At 39.9% G+C, this 13,661-nt stretch carries 12 protein-coding genes and 7 pseudogenes; 7 read left to right on the forward strand and 12 right to left on the reverse strand.

The annotated features are described in order from the left end of the window. Positions 1 to 53: 53 nt before the first annotated feature. From B9T38_RS00315 to B9T38_RS16525, 4 genes and pseudogenes are all read right to left on the reverse strand, one after another. Positions 54 to 276 (reverse strand): annotated as a pseudogene (locus tag B9T38_RS00315) (IS607 family transposase); the annotation flags it as partial. An 18-nt stretch (positions 277 to 294) separates the two neighbouring features. Beyond that, positions 295 to 1,042: pseudogene (locus B9T38_RS00320) on the reverse strand (IS5 family transposase). Positions 1,043 to 1,186: 144 nt separating this feature from the next. After that, on the reverse strand, positions 1,187 to 1,654 hold the full coding sequence (locus B9T38_RS00325) for an RcnB family protein (RefSeq protein WP_086194908.1): 468 nt from the start codon (positions 1,652 to 1,654) through the stop codon (positions 1,187 to 1,189). 221 nt (positions 1,655 to 1,875) lie between these two features. Continuing rightward, positions 1,876 to 1,968, reverse strand: a pseudogene (locus B9T38_RS16525) (transposase domain-containing protein); the annotation flags it as partial. 62 nt (positions 1,969 to 2,030) lie between these two features. Here B9T38_RS16525 and B9T38_RS00330 point away from each other — a divergent pair. Continuing rightward, positions 2,031 to 2,496 (forward strand): annotated as a pseudogene (locus B9T38_RS00330) (IS6 family transposase); the annotation flags it as partial. A 25-nt stretch (positions 2,497 to 2,521) separates the two neighbouring features. Here the strand turns inward: B9T38_RS00330 and tnpC are convergent. The 5 genes and pseudogenes from tnpC to B9T38_RS00355 all read right to left on the reverse strand — a co-directional run. Continuing rightward, complete coding sequence (gene tnpC, locus B9T38_RS00335) at positions 2,522 to 4,093, reverse strand: IS66 family transposase (RefSeq protein ID WP_143222628.1); 1,572 nt, start codon at positions 4,091 to 4,093, stop codon at positions 2,522 to 2,524. A 74-nt stretch (positions 4,094 to 4,167) separates the two neighbouring features. After that, a complete protein-coding gene (gene tnpB / locus B9T38_RS00340) occupies positions 4,168 to 4,503 on the reverse strand; it encodes an IS66 family insertion sequence element accessory protein TnpB (protein ID WP_067726311.1) in 336 nt (111 codons plus the stop codon). After that, complete coding sequence (locus B9T38_RS00345; protein ID WP_086194812.1) at positions 4,500 to 4,880, reverse strand: transposase; 381 nt, start codon at positions 4,878 to 4,880, stop codon at positions 4,500 to 4,502. The genes tnpB and B9T38_RS00345 overlap by 4 nt, the downstream gene beginning before the upstream one ends. 205 nt (positions 4,881 to 5,085) lie before the next feature. Then, entirely contained in the window at positions 5,086 to 5,538 is a 453-nt protein-coding gene (gene hemJ / locus B9T38_RS00350; protein ID WP_086194909.1) for a protoporphyrinogen oxidase HemJ, read from the reverse strand. An 80-nt stretch (positions 5,539 to 5,618) separates the two neighbouring features. Next, a pseudogene (locus B9T38_RS00355) lies at positions 5,619 to 5,805 on the reverse strand (beta-ketoacyl-ACP synthase I); the annotation flags it as partial. 487 nt (positions 5,806 to 6,292) lie between these two features. Between B9T38_RS00355 and B9T38_RS00360 the strand changes: the two are divergent. Genes B9T38_RS00360 through B9T38_RS00370 form a run of 3 tightly spaced genes read left to right on the forward strand, consistent with a single transcriptional unit; the run spans position 6,293 to position 9,273 of the window. Continuing rightward, positions 6,293 to 7,360 (forward strand): efflux RND transporter periplasmic adaptor subunit, encoded by a 1,068-nt coding sequence (locus tag B9T38_RS00360; RefSeq protein WP_251992191.1) that lies wholly within the window; start codon positions 6,293 to 6,295, stop codon positions 7,358 to 7,360. Beyond that, positions 7,357 to 8,565, forward strand: a complete 1,209-nt coding sequence (locus tag B9T38_RS00365) for an ABC transporter permease (RefSeq protein ID WP_086194911.1) — start codon at positions 7,357 to 7,359, stop codon at positions 8,563 to 8,565. The genes B9T38_RS00360 and B9T38_RS00365 overlap by 4 nt, the downstream gene beginning before the upstream one ends. Positions 8,566 to 8,568: 3 nt before the next feature. Further along, positions 8,569 to 9,273 carry an ABC transporter ATP-binding protein gene (locus B9T38_RS00370; RefSeq protein WP_074947794.1) on the forward strand — a complete coding sequence of 235 codons (705 nt, stop codon included), beginning with the start codon at positions 8,569 to 8,571 and terminating at the stop codon, positions 9,271 to 9,273. Positions 9,274 to 9,332: 59 nt separating this feature from the next. Here the strand turns inward: B9T38_RS00370 and B9T38_RS17170 are convergent. Then, positions 9,333 to 10,042: pseudogene (locus tag B9T38_RS17170) on the reverse strand (IS982 family transposase); the annotation flags it as partial. Between the two features lie 118 nt (positions 10,043 to 10,160). Here B9T38_RS17170 and B9T38_RS00380 point away from each other — a divergent pair. From B9T38_RS00380 to B9T38_RS00390, 3 genes are all read left to right on the forward strand, one after another. Continuing rightward, positions 10,161 to 10,580, forward strand: a complete 420-nt coding sequence (locus tag B9T38_RS00380; protein ID WP_068912717.1) for a DsrE family protein — start codon at positions 10,161 to 10,163, stop codon at positions 10,578 to 10,580. A 406-nt stretch (positions 10,581 to 10,986) separates the two neighbouring features. After that, positions 10,987 to 11,394, forward strand: coding sequence for a rhodanese-like domain-containing protein (locus B9T38_RS00385; RefSeq protein WP_004973758.1), 408 nt, complete (start codon positions 10,987 to 10,989; stop codon positions 11,392 to 11,394). A 24-nt stretch (positions 11,395 to 11,418) separates the two neighbouring features. After that, the gene (locus B9T38_RS00390) at positions 11,419 to 12,066 is read left to right on the forward strand and encodes a peroxiredoxin (protein WP_086194912.1); all 648 of its coding nucleotides are present in this window, start codon (positions 11,419 to 11,421) and stop codon (positions 12,064 to 12,066) included. 85 nt (positions 12,067 to 12,151) lie between these two features. On the opposite strand, the pseudogene B9T38_RS00395 reads toward B9T38_RS00390, so the two are convergent. Further along, positions 12,152 to 12,502 (reverse strand): annotated as a pseudogene (locus B9T38_RS00395) (Dps family protein); the annotation flags it as partial. Between the two features lie 4 nt (positions 12,503 to 12,506). After that, positions 12,507 to 13,654 (reverse strand): IS3 family transposase gene (locus B9T38_RS00400; protein ID WP_143222629.1). Its coding sequence is split into 2 segments (ribosomal slippage): positions 12,507 to 13,408 and positions 13,408 to 13,654, totalling 1,149 coding nucleotides; the frame shifts between segments, so codons are not numbered across the junction. Positions 13,655 to 13,661: the final 7 nt, after the last annotated feature.

Raw genomic sequence — 13,661 nt, forward strand, 5'->3', positions numbered from 1 at the left:
CTAAGCTTTTTTGAAGCGAATATCATCGACTTAGGTCCCTATTTGCAACAGTGCCTTGCACAATACATTTCCAAAACTTGCTTTTGTCGTTCCAGGTCGTCTTTTTGATCATGACTTGAAACTCTTACATAAGCTGTGTATTTGTTCAGGCGTGATTTTAATCAGATCATAACGTCTGTGATTATTTGGGATTCTTTTAGCAACTAAAACACCGCTTTCATTCCAACGTCTTAAAGTTTGAATGGAAACGCCTAACACTTTAGCTGCTATATTAATATTTACTAGGGCATGTCATCAATTAAGCCATATCATGATTGAGGCAAGGTAGATCGCTGACAGGAAATTTTGAGCCAATTTATCATAGCGTGTAGCAATACCTCGATACTGCTTGAGCTTGGCGAAGAAGTTCTCGATCAGATGTCTTGCCTTATAAAGATGTTGGTCATAATCACGCTGATCAATCGCGTTACTTTTGGACGGCATCACAATCTGACCATTGATCTTATGGATTGGATCAATCAACCGATCCTTGGAATTGTAGGCTTTATCCATGAGCCAAGTCTGACTTAACGATAAGTCCAGCAGCACATCAGCGCCATTTAAGTCATGAACCTGCCCGGCAGTGAGATAAAATCCTGTTGGGTTGCCTAAAGCATCAATACGAGCATGAATTTTGGTACTTAAGCCACCTTTACTGCGTCCAATCGCCTGTTCTTTTTTTTCCGGCACTGTGTTGATGAGCGCGCACAATGGTTGAATCCAGCATGGCATATTCATTATCACTATTCCTTGCCAGCACTTCAAAAACTTTCTGCCATACGCCTGCTTTAGCCCAACGGCTAAAGCGAGTATGCACGACTCTAAAATCCCCAAAGCGTTCTGGTAAATCTCGCCACGGAATACCTGAACGATACCGATACAATACTGCTTTAACAAATAGCCTGTTGTCTTTGGCAGTTACTCCAACAGTACTCGCTCGTCTGGGCAACAGATCCTTAATCTGTTCCCACTGATCATCTCTTAATGCATAGCGTTTAGTCATGAAAAAATAATGAGGACAGATTAGATTTTCTCAAGCTAATTGATGACAGGCCCTAATCTACTCATAACGATAATATCAGTATAGAAATGCATATATTTCAATTAGTAGTTATTAACCCTTATTTTTGTGAACAGATTAAATGCATCAATCTGGAACTACTTTTAAAATACGATGGTTAACTGTATTAATCAGGATGTAATCGCCATGTACACGAATCCATTGTTGATTTTTCTCAGGTTTGCTAAGTTTCTTATTCATTCTATAATCGAATCTATAGCCTTGACCATAGTAGCGGGATGGTAAAGCTTGTCCTGGTTTCCAGTCGCGGGATGGTTTCAATATCTGATTCTGTACGATCTCACGATGACGTTGCTGAACTTCTTGTCGAATCTCTTGTTGATTACGCTGTGGCATTTGCTGTTGAGTTTCTTGCTGCATCTGTTGCTGATGGCGTTGTTGCATCTGCTGTTGGCTCTGATTTGCAGCAGGAGAATGCATATATGCTTGATTATATGAATTGTTATGTAAACGCTCTTGAGGCGCAGCTATGACTGGTGAGATAAAAATTGCTGTTGAGAAGGTGAAAAAACTGGCTTGTACTAATTTTTTCATTTTATCGCCTTTTTTAGGTGGAGTTGCTTGATATTTTATTAAATTATAGAAATTAATGATTAACCATAAACCTTTTGTTATAACATTGTATCTTGTTTAAGCTTCTTTTCTCCTTTTTATTGAAATGGTTGGAGGGTATTATCGTGTCTAGTACTGCATATTTTATAAAAAATTAATAAAATTCAATAGTGTGTGTAAGATTTCAGTGAAAGTTACTTGAGTCAGGAAGGCTTCCACTTATGCGGTAGTAATTCTTCAATCTGGCTCATTTTCTGTGTCGGCAGTCTTTTCAATACATCGCTCAGATAGGCATAGGCACTGTTGCAAATAGCCGCTGATGGTAAGCTAAATAGTTTTTTAGCTAAAGGTTCAGCATATGAACCCCTTCCATGGTCGGCATTTTCAGGGCGAGATCATTCTTTGGGCTGTACGCTGGTATTGTAAATATGGCATTAGCTATCGTGAACTTTAGGAAATGCTTGCCGAACGTGGTGTGAATGTTGATCACACTGCTATTTCCAGTTGGGTTCAACGTTATGCTCCTGAAATAGAAAAATGCTTACGCTGGTATTGGCGTAATCCTACAGATCTGAGCTCATGGCATATTGATGAAACTTATATAAAAGTGAATGGACGATGGTCTTATCTGTATCGTGCAGTCGATCAACGTGGCTATACCATTGATTTTTATCTTTCTTCTAGACGTAATACCAAATCAGCCTATTGTTTTCTTAAAAAATTTAAATAATGTGAAGAAGTGGAAAATTCCACAAGTGATCAACACGGATAAAGCACCCACATATGGAGGTGATTTATCACGGTTAAAACGGGAAGTAAAATGTAAGCATCCGGTGAAGCCTACTTAAGTCAGGCAGGCTTCCACTTATGCGGCAACAATTCTTCAATCTGGCTCATTTTCTGTGTCGGCAGTCTTTTCAGCACATCACTGAGATAGGCATACGGATCCAGCCCATTCAGTTTTGCTGACTGAATCAGCGTCATAATATTTGCCGCTCGCTGACCACTGCGCAGTGAGCCAGCAAACAGCCAGTTCTTACGTCCTAAAGCCCAGGGACGCATTTGGTTCTCGAGCCAATTATTATCAATCGGCAGATTGCCATCATCCAGATAGTGGCTTAATACAGTCCAACGTTTTAGGCTGTAGTTGATTGCCTTGGCGGTTGCAGAACTTGGTGGCACCTTCATCTGGTGTGCTGTCAACCATTCATGTAACTGCTGCATGATCGGCTGGCTCTCTTGTTGCCTTCGCTGTAGACGATATTCTGCTGTACAGTTGGCTGTTTCTTTTAATTCAGCCTCTATAGCATACAGTTGCTGAATCAGTTGTAATGCATGTTCAGCGATCTGACTTTTCCCGGTCACATGCAGTTCATGAAACTTACGACGCGCATGCGCCATGCAGCCCACCTCAATGACCTGGCCTGATCTAAAGCGTGCTTTATAACCACTATAATCATCACAGACCAGATGACCCTGCCAGCCTTTCAGGAACTCTTCAGCATGCTGACCAGAACGGCTATCTTGAAAGTCATAGATGACTGCCTGAATTGAATTGTACTGTGTCGTCGCATAAGCCCAGACATAACCCTTTTTCGGCTTTTTCTCACCGATCTGCATCACCGTTACTGGCGTTTCATCCGCATGGATCACCTGTTGTTGCAGCAACATCTCTTTCAAGGTATCCACCAAGGGCTCCAGCTCCACACCGCAGCGGCCGACCCAGTCAGCTAAAGTAGATCGAGCCAAGTCAACTCCAGCTCGTTGATAGATCAGGCGCTGACGGTACAGGGGTAAATGATCGGCATATTTGGATACCAGCACATGGCTGAGCAATTCAGGTGTAGCAATGCCTTTATCAATTGCTTGTGCAGGCATTGGTTGCTGAATCAGGGTATCACACTGATCACAGACCCATTTACCACGCACATGTTGTTCCTTATAGAACTGTGCTGGTCTGAAATTCAGTTTTTCACTGATATCTTCGCCGATACGACGCAGCGTGCAACCACAGTGACACTGTGTCGATGTGGGTTCATGCTCAATACGGATCGTTTCCAGGTGATCTGGCAGTGCTCGGCGTTTAGGTTTATTCACCTTGAATTTTTGTATTTGCACAGCAGTCTCACTAGCATTAAGTCGTTCAAGCTCCAGATCAACCGCTGCGATATCTTCTTCGACCGCTTCATCCCACAGATGGATTTGTTTCTGGGTTAAATGTTCATTTTTACAGCCGAATTTATGCCGTTTAAACAGCGCCAGTTCATGCTCATATTTTTGCGTGAGAATGGAGAGATGTTGAACTTTGGCATCTAATTGTTGTTTATCTTCTGCGAGTTGTTGATGCTGCATCGCCAACTGTCTGGTGAATTCCAGCAGTTGTTCATGGGTCAGTTGGTTTAAATCAGGCAGCATATTCATGACCGCAGTATGCCTGAGGTCATGAGAAGAATGAAATAGAACGTTTGGAGAATAGCAGAATGCACGAGCCTAGTTTAGAGCATAGTGACCACCTGCTGCAATCCGATTCTCTGCCAGGGCAGCCCCTGAATTAAGGCCTGTAACTGTTCCGGGCTGATCGCCACGGTTTCACCCTGGTGAACTTTAGCCCAGTGAAATTTACCCTGTTCCAGCCGTCGGGCACACAACCAGACACCCAATCCATCATGCACCAGCACTTTCATGCGATGGCCACGCTTATTACAGAACAGATAGGCGCAATGCGGTTTGATGTAGCCAAAGGCTCTCAGCACCTGAGCCATGGCAGTATCCATACCTGCACGCATGTCCATCGGCTGGGTAGAGAGCCAGATTTCATCGATACGGATCATGTTGCCAGTGCCTTGAGTAGTTCTGCCAAGGCAGACATTTCTGATGCCTGCCATTTCAGCCCGATCTCTCTGCTCGAATCAGGCAAAGTAATGTGAACGTGCAACATTCCTGCAGTAGATGTATTGAATGTTGCAGGGTAAGGCAAGGCAATAAATGCGGGCTTGGGTAGTGCCGGGTTGTGCAGAGTTTGTCTGCCATCAAGAAGGCGAATCCATTTACATACGAGATTTGCATTCAGGCCATACTGCAAAGCGACTGAGGCGATTGAAGTATTGGGTTCTTTACAGGCTTGAACAATACTATTTTTAAATTCAGCACTGTATGTTCTTCGCTTTTTGGAAGCAGATACGGTTGATGCATGGATATTTGTGGTCATAAATTAAGTCCCCACTTATTTTTAAGTGGGGACTAACATAAGGCTAATTAGAGAGATTGGTAAGGAGGTGCTTTGCCGGATACTTACATTACTCCTGCCTTTTATGAAGGTGAAAAGCACTGCTTTGTAGATGGAGGGATTCTATTTTTGAGGAGGTTTTAAATTCCTCATTTAATAGAGAGAATGTACTTTTAAATCAACTGGATTAAAACTGCGGTTTAACCACTACTAAAATCACTACTGCGAGTAAAATAATCGTTGGCATTTCATTAAAGAAACGCCAAAACTTATGTGATTTGTAATGCGGGTTTTCCATCAGTTTTTTACGGTAATAACCACAAACAAAATGGTAAATCACCAGTAAGCCCACTAATCCAACTTTCAGGTAAAACCAGAGTGCTTCATGGTAATGCCGAGTTGCATCACCCCAATCCACTAAAAAATGCGCTGTGATGAGAGTGGCAAGCATTGACGGCCACATGATGCCACGGTACAACTTGCGTTCCATAATTTGGAAACGCTGATGACTCGTGCCATCTTCACTCATCGCATGATAAACATATAAACGTGGCAGGTAGAACAATGCCGCGAACCAACAAACGACTGCAATAATATGTAATGCTTTTACCCACAAGAAAGCATCAGAAGGAGCATCCATCCATTCACCCTTTTAAAGGGCAGTGTGGCAGAAGTTGATCATCCATGGCTGAATGATCAACACTTCTTAGCTTAGCCTTCCTATTTTTTGAAAACAAGAAGACAGGCATTTACACCGCCAAAACCGAAACTGTTACTCATCACAGTATTCAATTTTGCATCACGTTTTTCAAGTACGATATCAAATCGTTTTGCGCCTTCATCCAGTTCAGTCACGTTGATGTTTGGTGCAATAAAGTCATTTTTTCATCATCAATACTGAATAAATCACTCATATAGGCATACGATACGGATACAGTCCATTCAGTTTCGCTGACTGTAAGCGTCATGTGTTCACAGCTCATTAGCCATTGCGTAGTGATCCTGAAAACAGCCAGTTTTTACGTCCCATGCATGGGTATTTGTAGTCATGAATTAAGTCCCCATTTATTTTTAAGTGGGAACTTAATTAAGGCTTATCGGATAGCTTGGTAAAGAGTGTTCACTAGAGAGGTTGCTACAATCCTTTTTGGGGAAAGAATTAGTTCATTAGAAAGTGATGATTCAGTGGAATGAGCTTAGATAGTGGCAGTCCGAACCGATTAGGTATCTAAATTAGGAAGGAATTGTTTTATATAATACTTAAAAATAGATTATATTATTCTTAATTAAATAAGATAAGCAAAATACAGATGCAAACATTTTTATTAGGAAAGAGGGCTCTTTCCGTTCTTGTAGTGCTTATTACATTAATCTTATTTTTGGTTTATGTCCTATTGCGTACAGGACCTTTTGCACCAGTCAAGGTCAGTCTGACACAGGTTAAGTATAAATCTATTCAGCCTAGTCTGTTTGGTATAGCGACTGTTGAAGCTCGTCATAATTACAAAATTGGTCCCACAGCGGCAGGTCGTCTTAAAAACCTTCAAGTCGATATTGGCGATGCTGTACAAACTGGACAGCTCTTGGGAGAAATGGATCCAGTCGATTTGGAAGAAAAAACACTTGCACAACGTGCCATTATCCAAAAAATCATCTCTCAGCAACAAGATATTCAAATTCGTCAAAAGTTTGCACAGCAACAAGTTCAACGCTATCAGCAACTCACCAAAATCAATGCCACCAGTCAAGAGTCACTCGCGATTAAGCAGCAGGAGCTTGATCTCGCTACAACAGCACTTGGCTCAATGCAACAAGAACTTAATAAAGCTCGTGCAGACCTCAATACACTACAAGCCCAGCGCGACAATTTAAATTTAATGGCAACAGCACCAGGTATAGTCACAGCCCGTTATGCAGAACCTGGCTCTACTGTAGTTGCAGGGCAAACCGTATTGGAAATTGTAGACCCGAAGTCTATTTGGTTGAATACACGCTTCGATCAATCTAGTGCGATTGGCTTAGCCTCAGGTTTACCTGCACAAATTCATTTACGTTCGCGTCAAAGTAACACGCTTTCAGGTCAAGTCTTATGGGTAGAGCCTCGTGCAGATGTTATTACCGAAGAAATCTTAGCCAAAGTAGTCTTTAGTCAACAACCTAACCCTCTACCCCCTTTAGGTGAATTAGCAGAAGTGACAATTAAATTAGCACCACTGTCTCGCAGCCTTGCTATTCCAAATGCTGCTATTCACCGCATCAATAACCAAGTCGGTGTCTGGAAAGTGACAGATCAAAAACTACAATTTATTGAAATTAAACTAGGTCGCTCTAATTTAGAGGGTGATGTTCAAGTACTCGATGGTCTATCAGAAAATGATCAAATCATTTTATATAGTGAAAAACCACTTAATGCGAAAAACCGTTTGCGTATTGTAAAAAATCTTGCAGGAACATCTGAATGATTAGCTTAGCCGGTCGGGATATATTCCATTCATGGGGTAAGTTTGTTTTTACTGGTTTTGGACTTGGCTTGTTGATCGGCGTGACTCTAATTATGGCGGGTGTCTACCGTGGTATGGTGGATGATGCCAAGGCTTTATTAAATAATAGCGGTGCAGATTTATGGGTGGTACAACAAGATACGCTTGGTCCATATGCTGAACCTTCTAGTGTGCGTGATGATTTATATCGTAGTATCAGGAACATACCTGGTGTGGCACATGCCTCAAATATTACTTATCTGACCACACAAGTTCATTATAAAGATAAAGATATCCGTGCGATGGTGGTTGGAATCCATACAGGTGAACATGCCTGGAATAATTTAGGCTGGCCACCTTACCTTTTAGCGGGACGTCAATTGACTCGGGGGCACTATGAAGCTGTTGTAGACATCACTTCAGGACTTAAATTAGGTGATCGCATCAAAATCCGTCGTAATTATTTTACTGTAGTAGGATTGACTCGACGAATGGTGTCATCAGGTGGTGACCCGATGATTTTTATTCCGCTTAAAGATGCACAACAAGCCCAATTTCAAAAAGATAATGCGGCAATTTTACAAGACCGCCGACGTACCGCACAAAATCCGATTTACAATCGTCCTGCGTATCCAGATTTATTAGACAGTGTTCTGAGTGCTCAAACCAGCAATCGTTATGTAAATGCAATTTTAGTCCGTCTTAAAACTGGTACTTCCGCAGAAGATACTGCTGAACACATCCAACGTTGGCAGCAACTGACTGTCTACACGCGTCTTCAAATGGAACATATTTTAATTAGCAAGATGATTGCAACATCAGCAAGGCAGATTGCGATGTTTTTAGTAATTTTGGCTTTGGTGAGCGCGGCAATTGTGGCATTTATTATTTATACCCTAACCATGGATAAAATTCGAGAAATTGCAGTTCTGAAACTAATTGGAACACGCAACCGAACGATTGCCTGGATGATCTTACAGCAAGCGCTCGCACTTGGTCTAATTGGATTTACTATAGGTAAAATCACTTCAACCTTTGCTGCGCCATATTTTCCAAAGTATGTATTATTGATTCCTCAGGATTCTATTCTTGGATTTATTGCTGTGATGTTGATTTGTATGTTGGCAAGTCTAGTAGCTATTCGTATGGCATTACGTATTGATCCAGCCGAAGCAATTGGAGGATAACACATGACCCACGGAATTTTAATTGAGGGTTTAAAAAAACGTTTTGGGCAAGGTGATAATGCTTTTTATGCATTAAAAGATGTCAATATGTGGGTGGATCCAGGAGAAGTTGTTGGACTGATTGGTCCGTCAGGTTCAGGTAAAAGTACCTTATTAAAATGTTTAGGCGCTGTGATTGATCCCACTGAAGGACGTATGACTTTAGGGAGTGAAGTGATTTTTGATCAACACTGGTTGGTAAAAGATTTAAGTGCATTGCGACGTGACAAAATTGGTTTTATGTTCCAAACACCTTATTTGATTCCTTTTTTGAATGTTTTAGATAATGTTGCGCTATTACCTATGCTTGCAGGTGTTCCTAATGACACTGCACGTGCAAGTGCTTTAGAAATTTTGACTGCTTTAGATGTTCAGCATCGTGTTCATGCCATGCCTGGGCAATTATCAGGTGGTGAACAACAACGTGTAGCTATTGCACGCGGCTTGATTAATAAGCCACCTGTCATTTTGGCAGATGAGCCAACGGCACCTTTAGACAGCGTTCGTGCCATGACTGTAATTCGTTTGTTGCACGAAATGGCGGAAAAATTTCAAACAGCAATTATTGTTGTTACACATGACGATAAAATTATTCCGACTTTCCAGCGACTGTATCATATTCGTGAGGGAATAACGTATGAAGAAAAAGGAGAGGGTCGTAGTTTCTAAAAGCTTAGAAATTTAAAGTATTTTATCTAGTTGATAGATTTAGATTAATAGCTTAATTTTTTCAATAAGCTGAATAAATTTTCTTTTTATTGCGTTGTTTTAAGTGGTATTCATCTGCTTTGGATAAACGAATAGTTTTCATATTCTTACGATGATATGTAATTAAACCAAATGTCTTGATTCCTCGAATTTGATTTTTAATTCTTGACTGATATATCCACGAACAGCATAGAGTTTTGTTTTTAAGCCTTCTACCAAATGCTCAATCATTTTAATGTCTGCTGTATGTTCATTAGATAAAGCTGTACTGACAATTTTGCCTGACTGACTCATGATTAAATGCAGCTTACAGCCAAAGAACCAGTCCATTGAGCTTTTACCGTGTGTTGCAATGGTAGATATTTATACCGTTGAATACGCTGATTTTTGCCTACAGGCAGCGTAGTCGATTGATCCATAAATAAAATTGCTCTGATAATCTTTCATCAAGGCAAAATGTAAAGCATACAGTGCCAATCGATGTGCTCTAATGAGATAAACTATCCGTTGTTAACAAGGTAAATATCTAAAGAGTTGACCGTGATTTTGCTTTAATGAAAAGAATAAAACTTTGAGATTATGGAAATACGAAAATTTATACTAAATGGCAATAAACACGATTTACGAAACTTTTAATTGAGAGGATCGTATTTTAAAAATTGCCAATAAGTTACTTCGATTTTTGAAAAAAGTCATCAATCATGCAGAAGAAATATGTAAAATCAAACATGGTCGCTGAAAGCGTAGGTTGTGTGGTAACTCCCTAATAGTATGTAGCCACCTTTTTTTTCAAGCCAATTTCTTATCCACAATTCAGGTTATATTGATTTAAAAAGAGTATAAATCCTATGAAATTTATTAAAAACTTGTGCTTGTCTTTTCTGCTGTTTTTTTCAAGTTTATCGATTGCAGTAGCAGAAACAACAAAAGATCCATTATTTGTATTGCTTACCAGTAATGATGCTCATCGTACAAAGATGGCCATCGGCATGAGTAATAATCAATTCCAAAAAGGGCATCCCTTGACTGTATATTTAGTCGATCAAGGGGTTATGCTTGCTTCTAGCCGCTTCGAACATAGATATGCAGAGCATCAGGCCATGCTGAAAAATATAATGGTCAATGGTGGACAAGTCTTTATCTGTAAAATGTGTATGGATCAATATGGTGTTAAAGAGGGTGATCTTATCAAAGGTTTAAAATATGCGAATCCTGATGATATGGGGGAAGCAATTTTTCAACCTGGTACCAAAACTCTATCATGGTGATTTAATCAGATTCCTTATAACAAAGTATAATAAAACCTATTAAATCCACGTGACGTTACTCAGAGAACTATAAAGCTACAGCCGTGAAATTTCAGGGCTGTAGCTTTATAGAAATACCACAACTTTTCGCAACAAGAATAGCATTCAGTATTCCTGCTAATAGCTCAGGAAGAGAAGAATTTCATTTGGATGGTCTGCTTTTAGATGAAATATGCATTTTCAATTGCTTAACCATTAAATAAAAAGTTGACAATGAGATACCCCAATGTATCGCTTTGAACTAAGGATCAGAACGAAGATTGTTTTTTGATTTATGAAAGAAGTTTAATAATATTAGACAATAATGAGAATACTTATTATATTATAAATATATAAACTATATTGATATCTACTTCAAAAGGATATTATGAAAACCCCAAACCAGCTAATAGCTGAAACTAAAAATAAGGTTATTGAAATAAAAGTCGAGAAGCTCTACGAGAAATATTTAGAATATCCTGACTTAATTTTAATAGACGTTCGTGAACCTGAAGAATACAAAACTGTAGCTATTGATCGAGCTGTAAATTTTCCACGAGGGATGCTGGAAATGAAAATAGCCCAACATCCCCTAGTGAATCACCATTGCGAAATTGAACATTCTTTACAGGAACTATCAGAAAAAGATATTTATTTAATCTGTGGTACAGGAGCTCGTTCAGCTCTATCAATTCAAGCACTTCAAAATATGGGATTTGAAAAACTTTATTCTGTAGAAGGTGGTATGCAAGCTTGGATTGATGCAGGTTATCCAACCATTTCTTATTTAAATTAATTCCCCCCCCTAAGGAGACTGTAAATGTCTAACCTAGATGAAGTTGTAACATTTCCACAATTAAATAAGCCAGCACCAAATTTCAATGCCAAAACTACTCATGGTATGAAAAGTTTAGAAGATTACAAGGGAAAATGGTTAGTTCTTTTCTCACATCCAGCTGACTTTACACCTGTTTGTACTACTGAATTTATGGGTTTTGCAACTCGCGCTGAGCAATTCGCTGAACTGAACTGTGAACTATTAGGTTTATCAATTGATAGTGTACATTCACATATTGCTTGGGCACGTAGTATTGAAGAAAATTTTGGCATTAAAATCCCATTCCCAATTATTGCCGATCTTTCAATGGAAGTTGCCAAAGCTTATGGCATGATCCAACCAGGTGCTAGTGATACAGCAGCTGTTCGTGCGACTTTTATTATCGATCCTGAAGGTATCTTACGTGCAATGGTTTATTACCCTATGAGTAATGGACGTAGTATTGATGAGTTTCTTCGTGTACTTAAAGCGTTACAGACTTCTGATGAATACAAAGTTGCTACACCTGAAAATTGGCAACCGGGCCAAGAAGTGATTGTGCCACCACCAGTAACAATGGAAGCTGCTGATACACGTAAATCTGAAGGCTACAACTATGTAGATTGGTACTATAGCACTAAATCACTATAATTTGAAATTAGTTCTTTACTTCAAATTGTAGTAATAAAAATATGAGGCAGTTAGCCTCATATTTTTATTTATCATCTGACAAAATTTATTCTAAAAGACTTCTTAACATCCATGCAGTTTTCTCATGAATATCTAATCGTTGTGTGAGTACATCTGCTGTTGGCTGGTCATTCGCCTCATCCACAACATCAAATATACTTCTTGCAGTTCTCGCAACCGCTTCATGTGCATTAACCAGTAACTGAATCATTTCATTTGCTTTAGGAACACTCTCGACTTCCTTGATTGAAGCTAATTTTATAAATTGCTTATAAGTACCTGGTGCAGGAAAACCTAAAGCACGGATACGCTCAGCAATTACATCTAGTGCATTCCACTGTTCAGTATATTGGTCCATGAACATGTTGTGCAGGCTGTTAAACTGAATAGCCACCAAAATTCTAGACACACATAACCATCTTTTGATGGGCCTTTTCATAATCTAATGGAGAACGCTGACCATTGGAACCATGTCTGCGTTTTGAATTGTAGAACATCTCAATATATTCAAAAATATCCGATCTGGCTTCAGTTCTTGATGCATAGATTTTCTTCTTAATTCGTTCCCGCTTTAATAGCTGAAAGAAGCTTTCTGCAACAGCATTGTCATGGCAATTCCCTCTACGACTCATACTACTTTCAAGATTATGATGCTTGAGAAATGTCTGCCATTCATGGCTGGTGTATTGGCTGCCTTGGTCAGAATGGATTAGGACTTTGTTCTTTGGGTTTCTTCGCCATAAAGCCATCAATAATGCATCTAAAACCAGGTCTGTCGTGATTCTGGATTTCATCGACCAGCCAACAACAAGACGTGAAAACAGGTCAATCACAACTGCGAGATATAGCCACCCTTCATGAGTACGGATATAGGTAATATCTGTCACCCATATTTGGTTGGGATAAGTTGGATTAAATTGGCGGTCTAAAGTGTTTGCGGCAACGATAGCTGGATTACCAGCGTGAGCTCTAGGTTTACGATAGCCACGCTGTGATTTGAGACCATTCGCCTTCATGAGCCGATGTACTCGATTAATCCCGCAACTTTCACCAACATCTTTTAAATCACAGTGAATCTTGCGATAGCCGTAGATACCACCAGATTCCAGCCAGAACTGTTTAATCAATCCTGAAAGCTGTTGCCGTTTCCTCGCAGTTTTACTGGTGGGTTGCTTTAACCATGCGTAATAACCACTGTGATGAACATCCAGAGCTGAACATAAACGACGGACAGGCCATATGTGCTGATTGTCCTGAATAAAGGCGTACCTCATTTGGACTGGCTTGCGAAGTACACCGCGGCCTTTTTTAATATGTCTCTTTCTTCAGTGACCCTTTGCAGCTCTTTTTTTAACTTTGCCAATTCTGCACTTGGATCAGTAGATTCTGTTGTCTTGGGTTGCTGTGGATCATAACGTTTAATCCAGGCATATAAACTATGTGTGGTGGTTCCTAAACGTGCAGCAACTTCGGCCACACTATGACCTTTCTCAGTGACTTGTTTTACTGCTTCAATTTTGAATTCTTCAGGGTATCGTTTACTGCTCATAAGCACC

Source organism: Acinetobacter sp. ANC 4218, from assembly GCF_002135245.1.
GTDB lineage: Bacteria > Pseudomonadota > Gammaproteobacteria > Pseudomonadales > Moraxellaceae > Acinetobacter.